Below are 23,183 nucleotides of genomic sequence, written 5' to 3'. Positions count from 1 at the left end.
ATTTCATGTCATCAAAACTACTGGCCGAGTTCTTCGGCACCTTCTGGCTGGTTCTCGGAGGTTGCGGCAGTGCCGTATTGGCAGCGGGCGTTGCAGATGTCGGCATTGGGTGGCTTGGCGTTTCCTTCGCCTTCGGCCTGACGGTTCTGACAATGGCTTACACGGTTGGCCATATCTCGGGCGGGCACTTCAATCCGGCGGTCAGCCTTGGTCTGATGATCGGCGGGCGGTTTCCGGCAAAGGATCTGCTGCCCTACTGGATCGCTCAGGTCATCGGCGCCATAGCCGCCGCAGTGGTTCTGTATCTGATCGTCAGCGGTGCGCCCGAGTTCGCCGGCGTCGGGGGATTTGCGTCCAACGGATATGGTGAGGCCTCACCCGGCGGATACTCTCTGATGTCCGCTCTGGTGATCGAGATCGTGATGACCGCTTTCTTCATCCTTATCATCCTGGGTGCAACCTCGGACAAGGCGCCGACCGGTTTCGCCCCCATCGCAATTGGTCTGGCCTTGACCCTGATCCACCTGGTGTCAATTCCGGTCACCAACACTTCGGTCAACCCGGCCCGGTCCACAGGCGTCGCCCTGTTTGCCGACGGCCCTGCCCTGTCACAGCTGTGGCTGTTCTGGGTGGCCCCGCTGATCGGCGGCGCAATCGGTGCGGTCATCTGGAAAGCGATGTCACAAGACGATTGAGTTTCGTTCAATCGACCATAAGAAACAGCCCGGCGTTTTTTGGAACGCCGGGCTGTTTCGGTTCATTCGGTGACGGTGACTTTTTTCATCATGTCGGGCTGTCCCGTAACCGCTCCGGTCTGGGAATGCCCCCGTTTGATCGCATCCACAACGTCCATACCATCGGTCACCTGTCCGACCACGGTGTATTGGCCATCCAGAAACGGGCCGGGTTCGAACATGATAAAGAACTGCGAATTGGCCGAATCCGGGTTCTGCGATCGGGCCATGCCGACCACGCCACGATCAAAGGTCAGATCAGAAAACTCAGCCGGCAGATCCGGGCGGTCTGACCCGCCACGCCCGGCATACCGCATGTCAAAGCCGTTCGCGGTGGAATTGCCGTATTGAACATCGCCGGTCTGGGCCATGAAACCTTCGATCACGCGGTGGAACACCACACCATCGTACTTGCCGTCCGCAGCCAATGCCATGATCTGTTCTACGTGCTTCGGCGCGACATCTTCGAACAGATCGATGGAGATCGTGCCATTGGCCCCTTCCCCTTCGACCTCGATCTGCAAACCGCTGGCCAGCGCCGGGCTTGCCAGCAGGGCAAAGGCGGCGGCAAGCTTATACATCTGCGGCCACCTTGACGCTGATCATGCGGTCGGGGTTCGCAGGCGGCTCACCACGTACGATTGCGTCCACATGCTCCATGCCTTCGATGACGCGGCCATAAACGGTGTACTGACCGTTCAGGAAGTGGTTGTCCTTGAAGTTGATGAAGAATTGAGAGTTGGCCGAATCCGGGTTCTGCGACCGGGCCGCGCCCAGCGTACCGCGATCATGGGGCAGCTTGGAAAACTCTGCCGGCACGTTCGGCAGCGACGAACCGCCGGTCCCCGCCATACGCAGGTTGAACCCATCTTCCATGTCGCCGTGCTGCACGTCACCGGTTTGGGCCATGAAGCCGTCGATCACTCGGTGAAAGGCCACGTTGTCGTATTCTCCGCTGCGGGCCAGTTCTTTCATCCGCGCGCTGTGCAAAGGCGCTACATCCGGCAGCAGCTCGATGACGACATTGCCGTCTTTCAGCTCGATGATGATCGTGTTTTCGGGATCCTTGATCTCGGCCATGAGGCCCTCCTGTCGTTTATCTTGCGCAAATACCTATGACGCACGCGTACGAATGCCAAGTGACGCATTGACCTGAGGGCAAATTGCAGGAAAAGAACCGCCTAAATCATTTGCCAATGACAAGGATCGCACAATGGGCTGGAAAACACTGGACGATATGGACCTGAACGGCAAACGCGTGCTGGTGCGTGTGGATATCAACGTGCCCGTGGTTGACGGTGTTGTGACCGACGCCACCCGCATTCAAAGGATCGTCCCCTCGGTGCGCGATATTCTGGCCGCTGGTGGAAAACCGATCCTTCTGGCTCATTTTGGCCGTCCCGGTGGCGAACGGCGTGAAAGCCTGTCGCTGAAACAACTGGTCCCGACATTGGAAAGCGCTTTTGGCGCAAAGGTGCTGTTTGCTGCCGATTGCGTCGGGGCCAAGGCGGAACTGGCCGCCGGTGCCTTGCAGCCCGGCCAGGTGCTGTTGCTCGAGAACACGCGTTTTCACGCGGAGGAAACCAAGAACGATGCCGATCTGGCCGCAGGTATGGCCAGGCTGGGTGACGTGTACTGCAACGACGCGTTTTCAGCGGCGCATCGGGCCCACAGCTCGACCGAGGCCATCGCCCGCCTGCTGCCTGCCTGTGCGGGCCGTTTGATGCAGGCCGAGTTGCAGGCACTGGAAAGCGCGTTGGGCGCGCCCAAACGCCCGGTAACAGCGGTTGTGGGCGGGGCCAAGGTCTCGACCAAGCTGGAACTGCTGGGCAATCTGATCGACAAGGTCGATTATCTGGTGATCGGTGGCGGCATGGCCAATACGTTCCTCGTCGCGCAAGGTGTCAGTGTCGGAAAATCGCTGGCCGAAACTGCGATGAAAGACACCGCTGCCGAAATTCTGGCCAAGGCCGAAAGCACCGGCTGCCAGATCGTTCTGCCACGTGACGTCGTGGTTGCCAAAAAGTTTGAAGCCGATGCCCCTCATCAGGTTTTGCCCGCGGATCAATGCCCCGAGGATGGCATGATCCTGGATGCTGGCCCCGAAAGCGTGGCCGCGATCATCGAGATATTCGACAAAAGCAAAACCCTGATCTGGAACGGTCCGCTGGGCGCATTCGAACTGGAACCGTTCGACGCCGCCACCAATGCCGCCGCCTTGAAGGCGGCCGCGCTCAGCCGTTCGGGCCAGCTGATCTCGGTCGCCGGAGGTGGAGACACGGTTGCTGCCCTGAACGCCTCGGGTGCCGCCAAGGACTTCACCTATATCTCAACCGCGGGTGGCGCGTTTCTGGAATGGATGGAAGGCAAAACGCTGCCCGGTGTCGCAGCGCTGGATCAGTAAGCACTGCTTGCCGCCTTTGATCGCCTGACATGGTCCATGGTATTATCCCCTTTTGAACGGGGGATATTACCGTGAAGCCAATTTATTTTCTTGTCCTAATGATGCTGCCCTGCTCGGCCACCGCTCAATCCAGTTGCGGCGGCCAAACCCAGCTTGACGCCAATTTCTGCGCCAAGGAACAATGGGAGGCCGCAGATCGCGAACTCAACCGGCTGTGGGCACAGATCAAACCCGCAGCCGATGCGCGCGGCGACGGCGATGCTCTTCTGGCCGAACAACGCGTCTGGCTGAAGGTCCGAGACGCAACCTGCGACAAGGAATTGTCAGGCGGCGGCAGCGCTGCGCCGATGTTCTACTGGACCTGCATGAAAGAACAGACTGTCGCGCGAAATCAGGCGCTGGAATCCTGGCGCTGACGAGGATCAGGACGCGCTTAAATTACTGATGAAAAAATCGAAACAGGGGATTCACAACCCGAATCACCTGTGACATAGTGTGTTCAGATGCTCGCAAAGGGCACGTTTTTGAGGCTAGTTTTCATACGGCGGTAAACAGAGTGTCCCGTTCCCATCGGCCCGGTTTGGGCTCAATCATCTTTTTCTCGGTGGCTTTCATGCTTGGTGTGTATTTCACCTTTGCCGCCGTACAAGGTGACTATGGCCTGTTTCGGCGGGTCGAAATTGCTGCGGAACGGGACGCCCTGTCACAGGACCTGGAAAAGCTGAACGCCCAAATCGCCGAATTGGAGAACCTGACCCGGCGCCTGTCCGACACCTATCTGGATCTTGACCTGCTCGATCAGCAGGCACGTTCTGTTCTTGGTATGATCCGAGCGGATGAAATCGTGATCCGCTGATCCTGTTTGGGCCGCCGGATATTGTCGGACCATGGTCACACCGCTTTGCCCGTCGGCTGCGCCGCGCCCGTTCGGACGCTGCGTCACATTTCCCCTCGCCAGAAAGCCCCAAATGCTTTATGAGATAGTTTAACGCTAAACTATCTTGCCGAAAGGGGGAGATCGCCACTATGGCTGCGCGAAAAACCACAAAGAAACCAAATGTTTCTGCGGAAGAACTCAAGACATACTACCGCGAGATGCTTCTGATCCGTCGATTCGAAGAAAAGGCGGGTCAGCTTTATGGCATGGGTCTGATCGGCGGGTTCTGCCACCTGTACATCGGTCAAGAGGCGGTTGTTGTCGGGCTCGAAGCGGCAGCACAGGACGGCGACAAGCGGATCACCTCGTATCGTGACCACGGCCATATGCTGGCCTGTGGCATGGACCCGGGCGGCGTGATGGCCGAACTGACCGGGCGCGAAGGCGGCCTGTCCAAGGGCAAGGGCGGTTCGATGCACATGTTCTCGAAAGAAAAGCATTTCTATGGGGGCCATGGCATCGTCGGCGCGCAGGTGCCTTTGGGTGCAGGTCTGGCCTTTGCCGACAAGTACAAGGAAAATGGCGGCGTGACCTTTACCTATTTCGGCGATGGTGCCGCAAACCAGGGCCAGGTCTATGAGACGTTCAACATGGCCGCTCTGTGGGATCTTCCAGTGGTTTTCGTGATCGAGAACAACCAATACGCCATGGGCACAGCCCAGGCGCGTTCGACCTCGTCACCCGATATTTATGTACGCGGCGAAGCCTTCGGCATCCCCGGCGAGATCGTCAACGGAATGGATGTGCTGGCCGTCAAAGCCGCTGGTGAAAAGGCCGTTGCCCACTGCCGCGCCGGCAAGGGCCCTTACATTCTTGAGGTAAAGACCTACCGATATCGCGGCCACTCGATGTCCGACCCGGCCAAGTACCGCACCCGCGAAGAGGTTCAGAAAGTCCGCGAACAAAGCGACCCGATCGAACATGTGCGCGAGCTGCTGCTGACCGGCAAACACGCGACCGAGGATGACCTGAAGGCGATCGACAAGGAAATCAAAGAGATCGTGAACCAAGCCGCCGAATTCTCGAAAGAAAGCCCCGAGCCCGCCGTTGAAGAGCTCTGGACCGACATTTACGCCTGAGAGGACGAATAAGACATGGCAACCGAAATTCTCATGCCCGCCCTTTCGCCCACGATGGAAGAGGGCACGCTGGCCAAATGGCTGGTCAAGGAAGGCGACACCGTATCCAGCGGTGACATCCTGGCCGAAATCGAGACCGACAAGGCGACAATGGAATTTGAAGCTGTCGACGAGGGCATCGTCGGCAAGATCCTGATCGCCGAAGGCAGTGAAGGGGTCAAAGTGAACACCCCGATTGCGGTTCTGGTCGAGGAAGGCGAAGACGCCTCGGCCGTGACCGCGGCTGCACCCGCAGCCGCAGCGGTGACCGAAGCCGCCCCGGCGGCGGTCGAGGCCCCCGCTCCTGCCGCTGCGGCCCCCGCTGCGCCGGTGGTCGACCTGTCGCCCGACTGGCCGGCAGATGCCGAGATGAAATCCGAAACCGTTCGCGAAGCTCTGCGTGACGCGATGGCCGAAGAAATGCGCAACGACGAAGACGTCTATCTGATGGGCGAGGAAGTCGCGGAATATCAGGGCGCATACAAGATTTCTCAGGGTCTGCTGGACGAATTCGGCCCCAAGCGCGTGATCGACACACCGATCACCGAGCACGGCTTTGCCGGCATCGCCGTGGGTTCGGCCTTTGGCGGTCTGAAGCCGATCGTCGAGTTCATGACGTTCAACTTCGCGATGCAGGCGATCGACCAGATCATCAACTCGGCCGCCAAGACGCTGTACATGTCCGGCGGTCAGATGGGTTGTCCGATCGTGTTCCGCGGCCCCAACGGCGCCGCCGCGCGCGTGGCTGCCCAGCACAGCCAGGACTATGCCGCCTGGTACATGCAGATCCCCGGCCTGAAGGTCGTCATGCCCTATTCGGCAGCCGACGCCAAAGGTCTGCTGAAATCGGCCATCCGCGACCCCAACCCGGTGATCTTCCTGGAAAACGAAATCCTCTATGGTCGCACTTTCGACATGCCGCAGGTCGATGACCTGACCGTGCCGCTGGGCAAGGCGCGCATCTGGCGCGAAGGCTCGGACGTGACCATCGTCAGCTTCGGCATCGGCATGCAATACGCACTGGAAGCCGCAGACAAGCTGGCCGAAGACGGCATCAGCGCCGAGGTCATCGATCTGCGCACCATCCGTCCGATGGATACCGGTGCGATCATAAACTCGGTGATGAAGACCAACCGTCTGGTGACTGTGGAAGAAGGCTGGCCGCAAGGTTCGGTGGGCAGCTATATCAGCTCGGTCGTGATGCAGGAGGCGTTTGATTACCTTGACGCGCCGGTCATCAATTGCACTGGCAAGGACGTGCCGATGCCCTATGCCGCCAATCTCGAAAAGCTGGCCCTGATCACCACCGATGAGGTGATCGCCGCCGTCAAACAAGTGACCTACCGGTAAGGAGCGACAGACAGATGCCTACAGAAATTCTGATGCCCGCCCTGTCCCCGACGATGGAGGAAGGTACGCTTGCAAAATGGCTGGTTAAGGAAGGCGATACCGTCTCCTCCGGTGATCTGCTGGCCGAGATCGAAACCGACAAGGCCACGATGGAGTTCGAGGCCGTTGACGAAGGCACCATCGGCAAGATTCTGATCCCCGAAGGCACCGAAGGGGTCAAGGTCAACACCGCTATCGCGATTTTGCTGGAAGATGGCGAAAGCGCCGATGACATCGCCGCGACCCCGGCCAAAGCCCCGGAGGCGGCACCAGCCGCCGCGGGCAACGAGGCTGCCGCGCCAGCGGCACCCGAGGCGCCTGCCCCTGCCCCGGCCGCTCCGGCCAAGGCGGATGGTGGTCGGATTTTTGCCTCGCCGCTGGCCCGCCGGATTGCTGCACAAAAAGGTCTCGACCTGACGCAGATTGCCGGTTCCGGCCCGCACGGTCGCATCGTCAAGGTCGATGTCGAAGGCGCAACTGCCACCGCTCCGGCAGCAGCTCCTGCCACAGCTCCCACCGCCGCGCCCGCAGCTGCCCCTGCAGCTCCGTCTGGTCCATCGGCGGATATGGTCGCGCGGATGTACGAAGGCCGCCCGTACGAGGAAATCAAGCTCGACGGTATGCGCAAAACCATTGCCGCACGCCTAGGCGAGGCCAAACAGACCATCCCGCATTTCTACCTGCGCCGCGACATCAAGCTGGATGCGCTGCTGAAGTTCCGCAGCCAGTTGAACAAGCAGTTGGAAGGCCGTGGCGTGAAGCTGAGCGTCAACGACTTCATCATCAAGGCCGTCGCCAACGCGCTTCAGCAGGTTCCAGCCTGCAACGCCGTCTGGGCGGGCGACCGCGTGCTGCAACTCAAGCCGTCGGACGTGGCCGTAGCGGTCGCGATCGAGGGCGGGTTGTTCACCCCGGTTCTTCAGGACGCCGACATGAAATCTCTGTCGGCACTTTCGACCGAGATGAAGGATCTCGCCGCTCGCGCCCGCGAACGCAAGCTGGCACCGCACGAGTATCAGGGTGGCACGTTTGCCATCTCGAACCTCGGTATGTTCGGCATCGACAATTTCGACGCCATCGTGAACCCGCCTCATGCCGGCATTCTGGCGGTGGGTACCGGCGTGAAAAAGCCCGTTGTCGGGGATGATGGAGAACTGACGGTGGCGACCGTAATGTCCGTTACCATGTCCGTCGATCACCGCGTCATCGACGGCGCGCTGGGGGCAGAACTGCTCAAGGCTATTGTCGACAACCTGGAAAACCCGATGGTCATGCTGGCTTGACGACCCGAATAATGCCCGTGCCCCGGACAGCCGGAGCGCGGGCAGCCTCAAGTGTTTTCACTGAGTTGAACTTGCGTGATCGGGGCACCGATTGCCCGATGCATCAAGACGCCCCACTTCCTTCCATTGGAAGCAGACGGAAGGCAGGTGCGCGATGCTCTCAAAAAATCTCTTTCTCAGCCTGACTGTTTCGGCGTTTCCGGCAGCCATGTCATCTGACTTTGCCTTGGCAAAGCCCAACGGCTATCCGGGTGAGCATTCAAAGTTCAAGCCAAACGATCCGGCCGCGATTGCCCGGCAGAAAGCCGCACAGGACACACGGCAAGAGCTTCGCAAACAAAAACGGGAAGAACGGCGGCGCAAGCGGTTGGACAAACGCGCCAACCGCTCTCGCTGAGCTGCTACTGATCCTTGCCCAGCATATGATCCATCGAGATCGAAGGCTGGTCGCACCCGGCTTCCCCCACGATCTTGGCGGGGATACCGGCGACGGTCTTGCAGGGCGGCACCTCTTGCAACACCACCGAACCGGCAGCGATGCGGCTGCAATGCCCAATGGTGATGTTGCCCAGCACCTTGGCCCCGGCCCCGATCAGAACACCGTCTCCGATTTTTGGATGACGGTCTTCTTCTTCCTTGCCCGTTCCGCCCAGTGTCACCGAGTGCAGCATCGACACGTTGTCGCCCACCACTGCCGTCTCGCCAATCACGATGGAATGGGCATGGTCGATCATGATGCCCTTTCCGATTTTGGCTGCCGGGTGAATGTCGATCCCGAAAATCTCGGACGAACGCATCTGGAAGAAATAGGCCAAATCATAGCGCCCCTTGCGCCACAACCAATGGGCCACGCGATATGCCTGCATGGCCTGATACCCTTTGAAATACAGGATCGGCTGCAACAGCCGATGGCAGGCCGGGTCACGTTCGTAAACGGCCATAAGGTCCGCCCGAGCGGCTTCGAGCAAACCCGGATCGTCGGCATATGCCTCATCCACGATTTCACGCAGAACCATCATCGACATTTCGTTCGAACACAGCTTGGCCGCCACCCGATATGAAAGCGCGCGTTCAAGGCTGCGGTGATGCAGGATACAGGCGTGCACGAGCCCCCCCATGAGGGGCTCTTTCTCGACGGCCGCATGGGCTTCGGATGTGATACGGGTCCAGACCGGATCAACCGGTGTCACATGGCTGCGCTTTTCGAACATGGCTTTGATCCTTTGCTGCGCCTAGAATGCCATTTAGTGGCAAAAAGACCAAACGCAAACCCATGATCGGTCATGTAACGAAAATGAATGAGTCAGAGCGCACCCATTTCGAAACACGAATTCGCGTGCGATTGGTGGAATTGCAGCAGATGTCAGCGTCGGGGCAGCAGGCTCAGGCCGTTGTCGAACTGGATCAACAGGCCGTTGGACGGCTGAGCCGCATGGATGCGCTGCAAAATCAGGCCATGGCCAAGGCACAGCAGGCCAATCGCGATGTGGAAACACGCCGGCTTCTGGCAGCGTTGGACCGGCTTGACGACGGCGAGTTCGGATATTGCGAAGACTGCGGCGAGCGCATTCCGGATGGGCGTCTGAATCTGGATCTGGCCGCCAGCAAATGCGTCAGCTGCGCGTCCGGCTAGCCTGAAATCTGGCAAGCTGGTGCAGAACCATCTTAAAACACTGGCAATATTGCAGATCGTCAAACCCGGGTTCATTGGCCAGGGCCCTGTTTCGCGCAACGGCCATGAGAGAACCATTGCCGTAAACCGGGTGGAGCTTGCCCGTGCGCTCCAAATGCCTGTCGGCCAATTCCGCCTCGTGGATCATCCGCACACACAAAGCCCCCCTGTCCGGCTGCGGCACGGCCAGCAAGGCGCGCGCCGCAGCACTGACATCCCCATGCAGAACCGGCCGCATCAGGCAGCGTGCCCAACCGCAAGACGCGACCAGGCACCCGGTCCGAATACAGCAGATACCTGGGCCACTTCGACCTCATAGCCCCCGGACAGACCATCCGCCGCTTTCATGGCCGTCGAATAGGTCCACCTTGGTTCGGATGTCAGTTCTTCGCGCAGAACGGTTCCACTCGCAATGACACGGACCAGGTAGGATTCGCTTTCTTCGCCCAAGGGAATCTCCAGCCCCGACCAGTCATCCGCATCCGTTCGGGCACGTCGGATCCACGTAAGCTCATCCCCGGCGGTACCAGACCGAACCCGCATGTGCACAGGCGCATAGGGGCGCAATCCGTTGCCTGCAAACGAGGCAATCAGGTGTTGATAGGACGGATCATCATAGCCGCGGGTCGCAGGCCCAATGCGATAATGTTTGGCAAGACGCCTTTCGTTTCGCAGCAGGCTGATCTGTTGCACCCTGTCATTCAGCAGCACGAATACTGATCCATCCGGCCAGACATCAGGCATCAAAGCGTCTGTTCCCAGTTGACCCCTGAGCCGCCCGGACAACGCGTATACATCCGGGGCCTCGAGCGCCGCGTCAGCGAACTGAAAAACCTCCCAGTTACCGGGTGTTCCGTCACCGATTGCAGCCAGATTGACGCCATTCATCACCGAGCTGCGCGGACGGGATTCCAACTGATCCGTAAGCAGTTTGACCTTCAAGGCAGGGCCCTCATCCCAGACACCGACACTGGCGCGCCTCAGCGGTGTTTCGGTCACGCCGACCACTGCCCGCTGGGCAATGACGTCGCTCAGGCGATAGCCATCATCACTGGACGAGGAATAGACCGTTGCCGCCCCGGGCCATGGATCCCCGGTAACGGCCAGATAGGGCGCATGAGGGGCCTCGGCGCCCGTGATCAAGGGCAGATCCAGAAAAACCGGCAGCACGGGGACCGGCGCCGCATATGGTTTGACCGTTGCCGGGTCATCATTCAATTCGGACGCCTTGTACACGCCCTGTTCGATCCGGACCGCTTCAACCAGTTGCAGGTCGGCGGATTCCAACCGGTCGATCCGGTACACCGGCCCGGTTTCAGCGTCTGTCAAACGAACCAGATCCCCTGCCCCCAGGTGCATTTGAGACGGCGGAAGCGCAAACCGAACCGTATCGCGGGAAACTCTGGCTTCGCTCAACCAGCGTTCGGCCGTTTGCCGCCCTTCGGTGCGGGTCATGGACAGAGGCATCTCATTCACCGATACGGAATGGGTGCGATCATCGGGCAAAACCGCCTCCTCCGCGACGACGTCATGATCCGCGTCCGACTGAACAAAGCGCAGACGAACGCGCCCGGTCATTTCGGCCTCGGCCTCGCGCCGGTGTTCGACCGTGCCCTCAAGATCGCTGCTGATCGCCAGATGGTCGGGGTTCAAGGCAACTGCGCCGTACCCGTCGCGCATCTGGAACTTCAACACTCCATCCCTTTCGATCGCATCAAACCCATAGCGCAGCATCAGCGGCTGCAAGGCGGAACGGGCGTTCGTCACGTCTTCGATGACATACCCGCGAACCACACCGTACAGACCAGAGACGTCTATATCCGTGACACCTGCACCGTGGCAGATTTCGGTCACCACGGAGGCCAACGTACGAGACCCGGACCGACCGTTCAGCCAGTGCCCTCTGGGATAGTTCTCGCCATCGTCCCACTGGCTTTTCAGGTTCGGAAAGGTCGGAAACGGACGGGTATCCCATGCCCAGACATACGCGTTTGCCATGTCCAGCATCGGCGCGCCGTAGATATCCGAGATCGGATTGATCTTCGGATCGCTCCAATAGCCAAGCATCGCCGTCAGATACTGAACCTGAATGAAGTCGTCGCGCAGCCCGTTTGAATACGCGGGCAACAGCGATTCCGATGACTTCGGGTCCAGGAATTTGTTCGGCTGGTTCGTGCCCTTGTCGATTGCCGCACACCCCAACTCGGTGAACCAGATCGGTTTCGATGCGGGCACCCAATCGGTCGGATTGGATTGACGCACACCTCCGATCCGTTCGTGATGCGGATTCGACCACCAGTTGCGCAGGTCCTTGTATCTCCAGATCCACGGCTCGTCATGCCCCTGATCTTCGATCGGAGTCCTGATCTGCGCTTCCGCCTCTTCCGGAGAGGCGTAGTACCAGTCATACCCTTCACCGCCTTCGATATTGCTGCGAAGGTACCCCAGGTCGTAAATCGAAGGCGCGCCGGCCTCGGCGTCCAGATGGTGTTCACCGTCACGCCAATCGGACAACGGCATGTAGTTGTCGATGCCGATGAAATCGATGTTGTCGTCCGCCCAAAGAGGGTCGAGGTGAAAATACCTGTCGCTGGTGCCCTTTGGCTGGTATCCGAAATACTCGCTCCAATCCGCTGCATAGCCGATTTTCGTGTCCGGCCCCAGAATCTGACGCACCTCGGCCGCCAAGGCGCGAAGCTGCGCAACGGCCGGAAAGCCCGAAGCCCCCCTGATCTGGGTCAGGCCACGCATCTCCGACGAGATGCAGAATGACGAAACGCCGCCGGCAGCCTTGCACAGCATGGCATAGTGCAGAATGAAACGCCGCAGGCTCCATTCCTGAGGGCCGGAATATTTGATGATTTCTTTGGCCGTGACGCCGCTGTCCCCCAGCAGCCCGCCAAAGGTACCGCCCCCGGAGACCCAAGTTAAACCGGTATCCCCTCTGTCGTCAGGCCGACCACCCGGTCTGGGCCTGACCAGACCACCCGAGCCACCGCCGGTGCCGCCCGATCCGTTCGTATCCTGGTTGATCGCAAAATCCTGCGCACGTGCTGTTCCGAAGAACGCGGCGACCTGTGCATCGGCCGATGCCGTCTGGTCCGCGGAACCGGGACGCCCCGGCGCCACATCCAAGGTGATCCGCCCACGCCATGGCAGGTGAGGCTGACTTGACGCATCCGACCAGGGATCAGGCAGCCCGTTCCCCGGCAATTGCTCCATCAGGATAAAGGGGTAGAACATTACCCGCTTGCCGGATTGGTTCAGATGGCGGATCGCCTCGACCACGGCCACATCGGCCGGTGTCCCCCCATAGACCGGGCGGCCGTTCTGTCGCACCACAAGCCCGGCGTCGCTTCGGGCCTGATCAGATACGATCCAGGGCATGTCGCTGCTGTCGATCTCACGCTGTTCGATCTTTGGCCGGATCTTGCAGTGTCCGCATCTCAGGTCATCGCCGAACCACGACACCACCAAAGATGCGGCATCGCAATTGGGCAACTCGCTTTCCAGCGCTCGGGTCGAGGAGACAAGATCCGAGGTGCCGGACGCGGAATATGCGTTGGCAGGCCAGCTCTTGCCAGATTGTGAATAATTCACCTGAGAGCTGGCCAGAGCGTATTCCCCGGTCCCCGGTATCATGGCGACCCCGCGCACGATCTGAGGCAATGCACTGTCGTGATCGGGCATGTCCCGCTGCGTGGGGCGCACAACTTCAAATGAAAACTGCGGCACCCGGTTGCCAAAAGCGCCGAGCGGGAAGTCCTCGATCACGACATAGGCGGTTCCGCGATAAGCCGGAACCGTTCCGGCGCCTTCAATCGCCTCGATCAGCGGGTCCGGCAACTGATCCCACGTGCCATGGTAAACCCGCATATTGAGGCCGGATCGATCTTGTTCTTCTCCATCCGCCCAAATGCGCGCGACATCGGCGATCTCACCGGCGCCAACCGCAATCGCCAGCGAAATCGAGTAACTGTACGTGACGGTAGTCACCTCAGGGGTCTTGGGTTTCCCCTTGCCACCGCCGCCGCCACCTTCTGTGGTCGTTGCCTGGGTCTCCAGAAAATCCGAAGCCCAAATGACCTGACCACCCACACGCATACGGCCAAACACGGTGGTCACCGGCGCACCTTCGCCGGTTTCCGTCAACCGAAACCGATCCATGCGACCGGTTTCGACGACCTCACTGCCACTGCCCATAACGGACTGGTTAAAGAACTTCTGATCAAGGATCCGCCCGACCGTCGCACCAACAGCCCGACCGATAATTGCGGTTGAAAGGCCCGCAACCGTGCCCCCGATCGAACCGCCCAGCGCGGCCCCGGCCGCAGAAAGAAGAATAGTGGCCATCAATGCATCTCCATCGGGAATTCGAAACAGGAAACGATACGGCGGCACCAAGGCCTGCTCAGTGCGTTTTCCACCACGCCGTGGCCGGAATACGCGTGAATAAAGCGGGGTTCGGGGTGCGTGGTACTGACGATGCCCAGATGCTTGGCGACGCTTGCGTCGCGCATCCGAAACAGCAGAACATCCCCCGATGCCATCTTGCCTATTGGTTTTTCGACCAGATGCCGCCTGGCAGCCACCCACATCCGTTCCTCGCCCTGCGGTTCGGACCAGTCCATGCTGTAGGCCGGAACAGATTCAGGTTCCCGCCCGATCACGGCGCGCCAAACGCCGCGCAACAGGCCCAGACAATCCGCACCGGCACCTTTGACCGAGGCCTGATGCACATAAGGCGTTCCAAGCCAATTGCGCGCCTCTGTCACAATAACCTCTCTACGTATCGTCACCGTAAGCTGCCTCCGCTATTGGTTTTGCTTTTCTTGGGAACAGCCATGACCCAGTCTTCGCCTGGAAGATCTGGAAACCCTTGAAAATTCAGAAAGTTGTTGAACTTGAACTGGCAGGTTTCCATGCGCTTGTCGCATCCTGCCCGCAGCTTCACACTGTCGCCGATCGCCAGGCTTGCCCCGAAGCCGGACCAAAGCGTGATCTCCCGCCCGGTTGCCGTCTGCCTGTCGTTCTTGATCGAAGACCACAACCCCTTGGCAGAACCAGACAATACATCCACGCGTCCCCGTTCGAACCAGCCTTCTTCAATGGTCTGGCCTCCTGCGACATGCAGAAGAGTGCCGCCATCGAAACCCGAGATCACACCGTCGAACCAATAGCCCGGCGTGTCGGTGTTGAACCGGCAGGCCCGATCCCCCAACACAGCCGTGCAAGGCTTTTGGTAAACGCGCCCCAAAGGGCGGTTCAGCAAGTCGGTCAGGCCACGCAATTCCGCATGGAACGCGCCGCCAGAGCGGCGCAACTCACCAATTGAACCCCGGAACTGAAGGACGCGTTGATCCAGATCTGTCCAGTTGACCAACCAGGCGCGCACCTCGGCCCCGTCAAAACGTCCCGCTTCGATATCCTCGTCGCGAATGGCCGCATCAGACAGGGCGCCCATCGCTTCCGTGTTGTCGATTGACAGACCCGTAGCCTGCTCGATGGCAGCGGCCGTCAGACCGGTGCTGGCCTTGAAGGTCAACCCGTCAAAACTCAGCTCCATGTCGTGGTCGGTGAAACCGTATTCCTGACCGTCCGTGCGTTTGATCGCCCAACAGCGGCAGACCGTTGTCAACCCGCTTTGCAGATGCGCGTGCAGGCCCTGTATATCTTCAGCCATCAGATGCGCACCTCGACCACTGGAACGTTCGGTACGTCGCCGGCCTGGAAACTTGCCACACTGGTCTGGATTTTGTCGGTGTCAAAACGCACCGGCACATCAAATTCAAAACCCGCGGTGATATCGACTTCTTCCGGCGGCGGGTCCGCAAACGTGACCTTGCCCGTCGTCAGATCAACGTCAAAATCCACGCCCTCGCGGACCTCATCCTGATCCAGCCCCAGACGCACCGTCCCCAATACCGGTTTCACGATGGGGCGCGCATAGCTTACTCCGCCCGATTGGTAGGTCTTGATCAACTGGAATTCGGTGCGTGTTCCGTCGCCTTTGGCGATCACCTGATCTCCGAAACTGGTGTCCGCCGAGGCCTTGCCGGATTTGAAATCCGACCAGTCTTTCCAGCGAAAGCCGAACATCTGGCCCTGCCGTGCTTCGAAGAAGGAAATCAATGTCTCGATATCGTCCAGCGAACGCATCCCCAACCCCGCATCATATCGGCGGCGCGAATGGGCCCAGGGCGTGTTGCGCTCTTCAAAACCATTGGCCAGCGTCACGATGTCCGTGCGCCGTTCCGGGCCGCCGACCGAGCCAAAGCTCAGGCTGGCGGGAAATCTCACCTCGTGGAAATTCATCAGCTGCTCCCTGATTTATCTGTTGCGATTGCCGCGCCCTAACGCGCGGCTCATCTGGGCCGCTATCTGCCCCTGAGACCGGCGGAACCCTTGCACGTCCGGTGTTGAAATGTTCATCACCACATTCACGGCACGCCCAGCGCCCTGCGTGCGCACACCCAGCTTGCCATCGGCCCCGCGCGCAAGCGGCATGATCGCCTCGGGCCCGGCTTCTCCCATCAGCCCGGTGCCTCCGCGCATGGGAAACGTTGTCGGGCCGCTGACCACACCGCCATTGGCGAAGGGCATCACCCGGCCCTGGCTGAAGCTGCCGCCATCAGCAAAAGGCAGAATTCCCTTCACCAACCCGCCGACCGTGTTGGCCAGCATTCCTCCAAAGTGGTCCGTCACCGGCTTGATCGCGGCCGCATAAGCCGTTTGGATCAAGGAGTTCTTCAGGACATCCAGCGCACCGGAAAGACTCATCCCATCCAGAACGACACCATCGAAGGCCTTGCGCAATCCGCTGGACATGCCGCGCTCCAGCGTGGCGACATCCTTGCCGGTTTCTTCAAATGCGGCGCTTATGCGCTTCATCTGGCTGTCAAACGCCGCCGCCATAGTCGCAGCATCGCCGAGGGAATCGCCCAGCGCTTCGCCTCGTTCTTGCAGGTCATCAAACCCGTCACGATCTGTCATCACGCTCTCCTTGTGTCTTGTCCGGATAAGCCGCCAGCAAGGCATCCAACCCCGCCCGGTTCATTGCAGACGCTCCGGACCCCTGCCCCAGCATCAGCCGCAGCTCTGCCGGGGTCAGACGCCAGAATTGATCCGGCGTCAGTCGCAGCCCCAGAAACCCGGCCCGCATAAGGGCAGGCCAGTCGAACCCGCTCATGTGCCCTCCGGCACCATGAAGGCGCGCGCCAACAATTCGGCTGCGGTTCTGGCGGCAGCCATGGGGCCGCCTTCAATCTCGGCATGCATCAGGTCGGCCCGGGCAATGTTCCAGCCACCGCCCCGCAAACCGGCAACGATCAGCGCCAGAACATCCGCACTGGAATACGCACCGCCCTCGAACCGCTGCACCAGCTCAACCAGCGACCCAGCATTCAGCTCCTGCTCCAGCTCCGCCAAAGCACCCAGCGTCAGTTTGAGCACCCGCTGCTCGCCATCGATGGTCAGCGCCACCTCGCCTGTCCACGGATTGGCCATCGGATCAAAGCGCCGTAAAGGTCAGAGCACCGGCACTGGCCATGCTCATCTCATAGGTCGCCTCACCGTTGTGCGAGCCCGCATATTCGATGCTGGTCACCTGGAACGGACCTTCAACAATCCCGAAATCAGGGATGATGACCTGAAAGGCCGGAGTTTCGCCATCAAAGAACAACTGCCGTGCACGCTCATCCGTGCCGGCATCCTTGAACACGCCAGAGCCAGAGATCGAAGCCGATTTGACCCCCGCCCCGGACAAAAGCTCGCGCCATCCACCCTGGCTTTCCAGACTGGTGACATCCACACTTTCAGCATTGAAACTTATGCGCGTGGCCCGCAGCCCCGCGATGGTCTGGAACAGGCCGGTACCGTTCATATCCATTTTGACCAACAGGTCTTTTCCGTTCTGGGCAGCCATGTGCTCTCTCCGTTGATTGCTTAGTCATCTTCCACGCGAGCGCGGAACTTCAGGTCGATCTGGCGGATGGTGCCGCCGGTCCCGGTGCGTCGGGCCGAGGCCCGCTCGAACCACAGGCCCACCAAACGCCCGCGAACCAGGTTGAGTGGCGCGTTTTCCAGCGCGTCACACACCGCGCCGGCCAGTGTTTTGGCAGCACCGAACCCTGCCTCATGGGACACCACCGAAACGGTGAAGCGGTGTATCGCGCCCGTGCCTGTTCGGTCCGACGCGTCACGCACCTCTTCGGGGCCCAGCGTCACATAGGTCTGCGGCACGGTTCCCGCGGGTACGGCATCATAGATCGCGCCCCCCGATTGGCTGCTGACTGCTGCGTCCGCTGCAAGCTGTTGATACACGGCCGCCTGCAATGCGGCGGAAACGCCATAGCTCATGCCGCCACCTCTTCATCTGCGAAACAGGTCAGGAACTTGCCGCGCGGGTCACGCTCGGCCACGGCGCGGATTACGAAACAGCGATTTCCCTCGCGAAACCGCTGATCCGGCGCGGGGCGCATCGAAGACCCCATGGGCGCACCGCGTACCACGATGCGGTACCCGACACGCGACACGGACGCTCCGGCGATCTGCCGTTCCGCCCCACTGCGCGCCGTCACCTCGGCCCACAGTGTCCCCATCGCAGCCCATGTTTGGGTATAGCCCCCCGCCCCATCAGCAGTTCGCATTGGCGCCTCCAGCACCAATTTACGGTTCAGATGCGGCGTGTTCATTGCGATACCCCCGCCCCGAAACGCACCATGCGATAGCGCTGGATCAGGCTGGTGACACCAAAGGGCATACATCCCGCGCCCAACGAGGTTTCATCCCGGTATTCATAGTAATGCGCCGCCAGCAGCAGCACGGCTTGCCCAAGATCGGCAGGCAGCCCGCCCCAATCCTGCGCCATCCCCGCGACAAACGAGATCTTTACGGAACCACCCGTTTCGATGGCAGGCAGGCTGGATCCCAATGGGCGGATCCGGGGCCGCTGGCTGTCATGCTCCAGCCGATAGGTCGCAGCGTCTGCAACTGTTTCGGCTCCTTGCTTGTCAGTCAGCGTCACAGCCTGAACTGAAACCACCGGGGCCACAGGCAGCACTTCGCCCGACGGGTCGCGCCACCTGTTCAAACTCCACGAGAAATCCCGTGTGATCAGAACCGTGCCAGTGCGCGCCTCGATCGCCGCAATGGCGGCCCGCAGGAACCCCTTCAACACTTCATTCTGCACATCATCCTCGGCAAAGCCCGTGCCCAACCTCAGATGCGCCTTGAATTGTTCCACCGGCAGCGCCGCATCCGCGATGGCGGTCTCTTCGATCAACATCATCCACTCACTCCGCAATCTCGGACCCCTCCAGGGCCCCATCCTTGGAAAATGGCGGGCACGCGCCGCCCCACGTTGCTCGGACGGAGGGGAACAGCTAGACAACGCAGAGGATCTCACTCCGGCCCGCGCCCGCCGTCCGAGGGGCCAGGGCCCCCCGGATTCAGCCCGCGTTAGGCGGTGCCGAATTTCACCAGCTTGATCGCAGCAAAATCGCTGACATCGCCGCCGACGCGCTTGGTCGCATAGAACAGGACATGTGGCTTGGCGCTGAACGGGTCGCGCAGCACGCGCAGATCAGGACGTTCGGCAATGGTGTAACCAGCCTGGAAGTCACCAAAGGCTATCGAGAAACTGTCGGTTGCCACATCCGGCATGTCCTCGGCGATCAGAACCGGATACCCCATCAGTCGCGCCGGCTCACCTGCGGCCAAACCATCGGACCACAAGAAACGGCCATCGTTGTCCTTCAGCTTGCGGATCACACCCGCGGTCTTCGAATTCATCACGAAGGTCCCGTTGACCCGGTACTGCGCGCCCAGCGCATAAACCACATCGACAATCGCATCCGCATCAATACCCGCATCAATACCGGTCGCTACATAGCCAAGGCTGCCCCAGGACCAGCCATCATTCGGCACCGCTCGGTGGATCATCAACCCCTTGGGCTTGTCGACGCCATCGCCGTTGATGAATGCCGCCGCCTCGGCGCGTGCAAACTTGTCGGCAATGCGCCCGGCCAGCCAGCCCTCGACGTCGAAGGCGCTGTCATCCAGCAGGCGCTGCGACGCTTTGGGCAGCGCGCTCAGCTCGTGCAGCGGGATCGAGATGCGATCGATCGACGGTGTTCCGGTCTCCGCTGTGGCCGAGTTTTCGTCAGCCCAGCCCGCACCTACATCGGTGTGATCGATCAGCACGTCGAACGAATTTGCCTCGACATTCACGACCGATGCAATCGAACGGATCGAGGCGGTCGAGTTCAAAACCGACTTGATCGTCTCGGCAGTCTGCGGATCAACCAGATAGCCACCGTCGCTGTTGACCGCTGCTGACAGGGACTTGCCCTCCATCTCGAGGCCACGCAGCCCGTCATCTTCGCCGGACCGCACATAGGCGTCAAATGCCTTCTGATGCGGGGCTCCGTCTTCGATCGAAGCGGCAAGATGCGGGCGTGCCGCGATTGTTGATTTACGATCCAGCATGGTCAGTCGCTCTTCTGTTTGTTGCAGTTTGGTGTTAACTTCGACTTTCAAGCCCCTGAATTCATTCACGAAGCCAGCCATCGCCTGCTTCACTTCCTGAACCAGGGGCGCACCCTCTCCGGTCAAGGCCGGGGTTTCGGTCTTGCTCATCAGCATGTCCTGTTCTGAGTGGTTTTGAGGCGCGCTAGGTCCGCGCCAGCTCCTGCCGGGCATCGTTGAATACGTCGGCAATACAGCGCAGGGCTTCCTCGGCTTCAGGTGTCCTTCCCTTCGCCGCCACCCGCGCACTGGGCAGCATCGGGAAGGTCACCAATGACACCTCCCACAGCTCCAGTTCGGTCAGGACCCGCTGGCCCTTGTCATTCTTCCCGGCCCGTTTGGTACGGTAGCCGATCGACAGACCATCCATCGCACCTGCCCGGATCAATTCTGCCGCCTCGCGGCCCTTCTGCGTGCTCTCCAGCAAACGCCCCTTGACCCACAGGCCCTTGTCGTCCTCGCGCACTTCGTCCCACACGCCGATGGGCTGGGCCGGATCATGCTGCCACAGCATCTTGACGCGCTGACCCGCTCTGGCCAGCCTGTCAAGCGAGCCGCGATAGGCGCCACGCTGCACCACGTCACTGCCCTGATCGACCTGCCCAAACAGGCTGGCATAGCCCTCGATTGCCGCGTCATCCGTAACCGACAAACCGTCGCCGAACCGTGCGAATTTATGCTCTAAATCCATGAACTTCTCCATGTAACCCATTGAACTCATGGCGTGACCACCAAGAGGGATTGAAACGCCTGTGCCAGGATCACCGCCGCCACGCCATAGACCGTCAGCCACAGCCGGCGCTCCAGCCGCTCCATCATCTCTTCGATCTGATCCAGACGCCGACACAGATGTGCATGCTGGATCTCGGCCACCCGTTCATGCGCGGCCAGACGCAGACCTGGCGCGCACTCGAACGAGGGATACCCCTCACCCATCTGCACGCTCCGGCAGCCCCAGCAACGCGCGCTTTTCCGCATCCGTCAGAAAATCGGCCCCGTTGACCCGCGCCCATTGCGCATCACGTTCTGCCGACAGCGCGGGCACCTGATCCAGGTCAGGCTTCAACACCAGTTCCTCGCCGGTAAAGCCCGCCAGCCAGTCCGACACCGCCGCCGCCACCCGCGTCACCAGGGGCAGCACGGTCAGGCGATAAAACGCCCGGTTGGCCTCCTGATAGTTCGAATAGGTCGCGTCACCCTGGATCCCCAGCAGCATTGGCGGGACACCGAAGGCCAGCGCGATCTCGCGGGCGGCGGCTTCCTTGGTCTTTTGAAACTCCATATCGGACGGAGAGAACCCCATCGGCTTCCAATCCAGCCCCCCTTCCAGAACCATCGGACGGCCTGCATTGCGGGCCCCGCGATAGTTCGCCTCGATCTCGTCTGACAGACGCCGGAACTGATCTTCGGCCATCACCCCGTGGCCATCGCCTTTCCAGACCAAAGCCCCCGAAGGCCGCGCCGCGTTGTCCAGCAGCGATTTCGACCATCGCGACGCGCTGTTATGCACATCAATCGCCATCGCCGCCGCCTGCATCGGCGAGAACCCATAGTGGTCATCCTGAGGGTGAAACGATTTGATATGGCAGATGGCTTCCGCCGCAAACCGATGCTTCTTGCCGCCAACCGCATAGTCATACGCCTTGGGCCATCCATCCGTCCCCGGCACCACGCTCATCCTGTCGGATCGCAGCACATGCAGCTCAACCGGCAGCCCTTCTTCGGCCTGAACCGCCTCGACATAGGCATTGCCCGACAACAGCAACTGCCCGAACAAGGCCTCCATCAACTCCGCTTGCCCCTGCGCCGCATTCGGACGGCGCATCAGGGACAGGATCGGATGCGCATCAAAGCGCTGCGCCTGATCCTGCAACACCAAAGGCAGCGCCGCTGCCGCCTCGGCAATCAGCTTGACGGATCGAAACCCCACTGGGTTCCCCAAAAACCCCGTCCGCGTCAGCGACACCGCGTCCCTGGGGCTCCAGGCCACGCGCCCGCCCGTCTGCCACGCCACCACCGGCCCAGCCGCGCTTGCTTTTGCCTCGGGCGCCGCTTCAGCCGATCCACGACGCAAGAAATCGAATACCATCTGTGCTCCTTTCTGCCGCCGCTCTGCCCGGCTTGTTGAAAGGAGTTATGACGGAAAGAAGTTTAAGGCTTGGGAATGGGGCGTACGGGGGGTGGGCAACGGGTGGATATCTGTCAAAGAAATGCGCAGAACACTAAAGGCATATCCGCCAAGGCCAGTCGTCGTCTCGCATACCTACAAAATAGTGCCTTGTAAGACCTGCGATTATCAATGCTGTAACCAGCAAAGTTCCCATTCTGTGCTTTCCGCTGAAGCCGGGCTGATCAAAGTACCAAAGCGTGCCAAAACACCCAAGAAGCGCCAAAGCAACAAGTAAGAAATAAGTTTTTTTGTAGGACATTTTCAACACCTTAAGATTGCAGGCTCCAAACTCTTTACAACTTGGCGTATTGGTGTCAATCGAGGACCATACTCGAATTATCCCGCGCTTCCGCCAACGTATGTAAGGATCTGCGTCGTTGACAGTAAATTACGTCAGAATGGTCTCAATCCTATTTTCTCTGTTGCCCTTAGATTGCAACATGGCGCTTGCCAAAGACGCGCGATTATCTCTCGCTCATGAGATTCAAAAGGTGTCCGAGACCCGACAGGTTTCAGGAGGAAACAAGGTTGGCAACCACTGGTTTCCAGAAATACGTGTCAAACAGCAAATCAAGGTGGCAGGTTGCGACGCAACTGTTGAAATCGAAGAAACCAGAAAGCAAGGGACGCGCATATACGGCCTGACGTTTGATTTGGCTCGGACTCAGGTTCCTGACCCCCATAACACTGACAGCGCACTTTGGAGGTTCGTAGAACTAGAGAGTTCCGTCAAATTCGCAGACATGATTTTCTTGTTTACAGATCCCTACACGCCTACTCCGCATGGTAACCCTCACATCCCCATTCCTAATGCACCAGTAAAGTACTACCCGTTTGGCATGGCTGAATTGCAAGATGACGAACGGCCTCGTCGTCTACTGACCCTGCTGCGCAAATATCAAGAAGAATATTGCACTTTTACCGGGTGATCATAGCCACAAGAGAACAA

General features: G+C 60.1%; 29 protein-coding genes. 10 read left to right on the top strand and 19 right to left on the bottom strand.

The genetic code is table 11. The features are described from left to right. Positions 1 to 5 precede the first annotated feature (5 nt). Entirely contained in the window at positions 6 to 695 is a 690-nt protein-coding gene (gene aqpZ, locus GS611_RS02320) for an aquaporin Z (protein ID WP_171631722.1), read from the top strand. A gap of 62 nt (positions 696 to 757) precedes the next feature. Here the strand turns inward: aqpZ and GS611_RS02315 are convergent, their stop codons facing one another. Together GS611_RS02315 and GS611_RS02310 are read right to left on the bottom strand one after the other, a co-directional pair. Next, positions 758 to 1,315: a peptidylprolyl isomerase gene (locus GS611_RS02315; protein WP_171631719.1), complete on the bottom strand. Its 558-nt coding sequence runs from the start codon at positions 1,313 to 1,315 to the stop codon at positions 758 to 760. Beyond that, entirely contained in the window at positions 1,308 to 1,814 is a 507-nt protein-coding gene (locus GS611_RS02310) for a peptidylprolyl isomerase (RefSeq protein ID WP_152458298.1), read from the bottom strand. The genes GS611_RS02315 and GS611_RS02310 overlap by 8 nt, the downstream gene beginning before the upstream one ends. 133 nt (positions 1,815 to 1,947) lie before the next feature. On the opposite strand from GS611_RS02310, the gene pgk reads away from it, so the two are divergent. From pgk to GS611_RS02275, 7 genes are all read left to right on the top strand, one after another. Next, positions 1,948 to 3,138: a phosphoglycerate kinase gene (gene pgk / locus GS611_RS02305; RefSeq protein WP_171631715.1), complete on the top strand. Its 1,191-nt coding sequence runs from the start codon at positions 1,948 to 1,950 to the stop codon at positions 3,136 to 3,138. A 71-nt stretch (positions 3,139 to 3,209) separates the two neighbouring features. Next, positions 3,210 to 3,554 carry a lysozyme inhibitor LprI family protein gene (locus GS611_RS02300; protein WP_171631712.1) on the top strand — a complete coding sequence of 115 codons (345 nt, stop codon included), beginning with the start codon at positions 3,210 to 3,212 and terminating at the stop codon, positions 3,552 to 3,554. 140 nt (positions 3,555 to 3,694) lie between these two features. Continuing rightward, complete coding sequence (locus GS611_RS02295; protein ID WP_171115419.1) at positions 3,695 to 3,994, top strand: septum formation initiator family protein; 300 nt, start codon at positions 3,695 to 3,697, stop codon at positions 3,992 to 3,994. Between the two features lie 170 nt (positions 3,995 to 4,164). Next, positions 4,165 to 5,154, top strand: a complete 990-nt coding sequence (pdhA, locus tag GS611_RS02290; RefSeq protein ID WP_171115415.1) for a pyruvate dehydrogenase (acetyl-transferring) E1 component subunit alpha — start codon at positions 4,165 to 4,167, stop codon at positions 5,152 to 5,154. A 15-nt stretch (positions 5,155 to 5,169) separates the two neighbouring features. Continuing rightward, positions 5,170 to 6,543 carry a pyruvate dehydrogenase complex E1 component subunit beta gene (locus GS611_RS02285; RefSeq protein WP_171631707.1) on the top strand — a complete coding sequence of 458 codons (1,374 nt, stop codon included), beginning with the start codon at positions 5,170 to 5,172 and terminating at the stop codon, positions 6,541 to 6,543. 14 nt (positions 6,544 to 6,557) lie between these two features. Further along, entirely contained in the window at positions 6,558 to 7,865 is a 1,308-nt protein-coding gene (locus tag GS611_RS02280) for a pyruvate dehydrogenase complex dihydrolipoamide acetyltransferase (protein WP_171631704.1), read from the top strand. Between the two features lie 154 nt (positions 7,866 to 8,019). Further along, a complete protein-coding gene (locus tag GS611_RS02275; RefSeq protein WP_171631700.1) occupies positions 8,020 to 8,262 on the top strand; it encodes a hypothetical protein in 243 nt (80 codons plus the stop codon). Positions 8,263 to 8,266: 4 nt separating this feature from the next. Here the strand turns inward: GS611_RS02275 and cysE are convergent, their stop codons facing one another. Then, positions 8,267 to 9,076: a serine O-acetyltransferase gene (cysE, locus tag GS611_RS02270; protein WP_152458304.1), complete on the bottom strand. Its 810-nt coding sequence runs from the start codon at positions 9,074 to 9,076 to the stop codon at positions 8,267 to 8,269. Between the two features lie 83 nt (positions 9,077 to 9,159). Between cysE and GS611_RS02265 the strand changes: the two genes are divergently transcribed. After that, on the top strand, positions 9,160 to 9,498 hold the full coding sequence (locus tag GS611_RS02265; RefSeq protein WP_171631697.1) for a TraR/DksA C4-type zinc finger protein: 339 nt from the start codon (positions 9,160 to 9,162) through the stop codon (positions 9,496 to 9,498). On the opposite strand, the gene GS611_RS02260 is transcribed toward GS611_RS02265, so the two are convergent. The 16 genes from GS611_RS02260 to GS611_RS02180 all read right to left on the bottom strand — a co-directional run bounded on the left by GS611_RS02260 (position 9,479) and on the right by GS611_RS02180 (position 22,153). Beyond that, on the bottom strand, positions 9,479 to 9,775 hold the full coding sequence (locus GS611_RS02260) for a hypothetical protein (RefSeq protein ID WP_171631694.1): 297 nt from the start codon (positions 9,773 to 9,775) through the stop codon (positions 9,479 to 9,481). The genes GS611_RS02265 and GS611_RS02260 overlap by 20 nt on opposite strands. After that, complete coding sequence (locus tag GS611_RS21080; protein WP_253284942.1) at positions 9,775 to 13,890, bottom strand: glycoside hydrolase/phage tail family protein; 4,116 nt, start codon at positions 13,888 to 13,890, stop codon at positions 9,775 to 9,777. Before GS611_RS21080 ends, GS611_RS02260 begins: the two co-directional genes overlap by 1 nt. Next, positions 13,890 to 14,336, bottom strand: a complete 447-nt coding sequence (locus GS611_RS02245) for an NlpC/P60 family protein (RefSeq protein WP_171631691.1) — start codon at positions 14,334 to 14,336, stop codon at positions 13,890 to 13,892. Before GS611_RS02245 ends, GS611_RS21080 begins: the two co-directional genes overlap by 1 nt. Further along, positions 14,333 to 15,220, bottom strand: coding sequence for a DUF2163 domain-containing protein (locus tag GS611_RS02240; RefSeq protein ID WP_171631687.1), 888 nt, complete (start codon positions 15,218 to 15,220; stop codon positions 14,333 to 14,335). Before GS611_RS02240 ends, GS611_RS02245 begins: the two co-directional genes overlap by 4 nt. After that, positions 15,220 to 15,852 carry a DUF2460 domain-containing protein gene (locus GS611_RS02235; RefSeq protein ID WP_170343941.1) on the bottom strand — a complete coding sequence of 211 codons (633 nt, stop codon included), beginning with the start codon at positions 15,850 to 15,852 and terminating at the stop codon, positions 15,220 to 15,222. Before GS611_RS02235 ends, GS611_RS02240 begins: the two co-directional genes overlap by 1 nt. 15 nt (positions 15,853 to 15,867) lie before the next feature. After that, on the bottom strand, positions 15,868 to 16,530 hold the full coding sequence (locus GS611_RS02230; protein ID WP_171204954.1) for a phage tail tape measure protein: 663 nt from the start codon (positions 16,528 to 16,530) through the stop codon (positions 15,868 to 15,870). Continuing rightward, positions 16,517 to 16,726, bottom strand: a complete 210-nt coding sequence (locus tag GS611_RS02225; protein WP_170343939.1) for a rcc01693 family protein — start codon at positions 16,724 to 16,726, stop codon at positions 16,517 to 16,519. Before GS611_RS02225 ends, GS611_RS02230 begins: the two co-directional genes overlap by 14 nt. Beyond that, positions 16,723 to 17,043 (bottom strand): gene transfer agent family protein, encoded by a 321-nt coding sequence (locus GS611_RS02220; protein WP_170343938.1) that lies wholly within the window; start codon positions 17,041 to 17,043, stop codon positions 16,723 to 16,725. Before GS611_RS02220 ends, GS611_RS02225 begins: the two co-directional genes overlap by 4 nt. Positions 17,044 to 17,047: 4 nt before the next feature. Next, the gene (locus tag GS611_RS02215; protein WP_170343937.1) at positions 17,048 to 17,461 is read right to left on the bottom strand and encodes a phage major tail protein, TP901-1 family; all 414 of its coding nucleotides are present in this window, start codon (positions 17,459 to 17,461) and stop codon (positions 17,048 to 17,050) included. A gap of 20 nt (positions 17,462 to 17,481) precedes the next feature. Beyond that, the gene (locus tag GS611_RS02210; RefSeq protein WP_171631683.1) at positions 17,482 to 17,895 is read right to left on the bottom strand and encodes a DUF3168 domain-containing protein; all 414 of its coding nucleotides are present in this window, start codon (positions 17,893 to 17,895) and stop codon (positions 17,482 to 17,484) included. Then, entirely contained in the window at positions 17,892 to 18,230 is a 339-nt protein-coding gene (locus GS611_RS02205) for a phage head closure protein (protein WP_170343935.1), read from the bottom strand. Before GS611_RS02205 ends, GS611_RS02210 begins: the two co-directional genes overlap by 4 nt. After that, positions 18,227 to 18,826, bottom strand: coding sequence for a head-tail connector protein (locus GS611_RS02200; RefSeq protein ID WP_171631680.1), 600 nt, complete (start codon positions 18,824 to 18,826; stop codon positions 18,227 to 18,229). Before GS611_RS02200 ends, GS611_RS02205 begins: the two co-directional genes overlap by 4 nt. A 170-nt stretch (positions 18,827 to 18,996) precedes the next feature. Continuing rightward, positions 18,997 to 20,175 carry a phage major capsid protein gene (locus GS611_RS02195; protein WP_171631678.1) on the bottom strand — a complete coding sequence of 393 codons (1,179 nt, stop codon included), beginning with the start codon at positions 20,173 to 20,175 and terminating at the stop codon, positions 18,997 to 18,999. Between the two features lie 34 nt (positions 20,176 to 20,209). After that, complete coding sequence (locus GS611_RS02190) at positions 20,210 to 20,755, bottom strand: HK97 family phage prohead protease (RefSeq protein ID WP_171631674.1); 546 nt, start codon at positions 20,753 to 20,755, stop codon at positions 20,210 to 20,212. Between the two features lie 26 nt (positions 20,756 to 20,781). After that, the gene (locus GS611_RS02185; RefSeq protein ID WP_171631671.1) at positions 20,782 to 21,000 is read right to left on the bottom strand and encodes a hypothetical protein; all 219 of its coding nucleotides are present in this window, start codon (positions 20,998 to 21,000) and stop codon (positions 20,782 to 20,784) included. After that, a complete protein-coding gene (locus GS611_RS02180; RefSeq protein WP_171631667.1) occupies positions 20,993 to 22,153 on the bottom strand; it encodes a phage portal protein in 1,161 nt (386 codons plus the stop codon). The genes GS611_RS02185 and GS611_RS02180 overlap by 8 nt, the downstream gene beginning before the upstream one ends. 521 nt (positions 22,154 to 22,674) lie before the next feature. Here GS611_RS02180 and GS611_RS02175 point away from each other — a divergent pair. Continuing rightward, entirely contained in the window at positions 22,675 to 23,163 is a 489-nt protein-coding gene (locus tag GS611_RS02175; protein ID WP_171631665.1) for a hypothetical protein, read from the top strand. The last annotated feature ends 20 nt before the right edge of the window (positions 23,164 to 23,183 follow it).

The sequence above is a fragment of the Ruegeria sp. HKCCD6119 genome (assembly GCF_013110585.1).
Classification (GTDB): Bacteria; Pseudomonadota; Alphaproteobacteria; order Rhodobacterales; family Rhodobacteraceae; genus Ruegeria.
The sequence above is the reverse complement of the archived record's forward strand: the minus strand, read 5'-3'. Positions and strand labels throughout refer to the sequence as shown.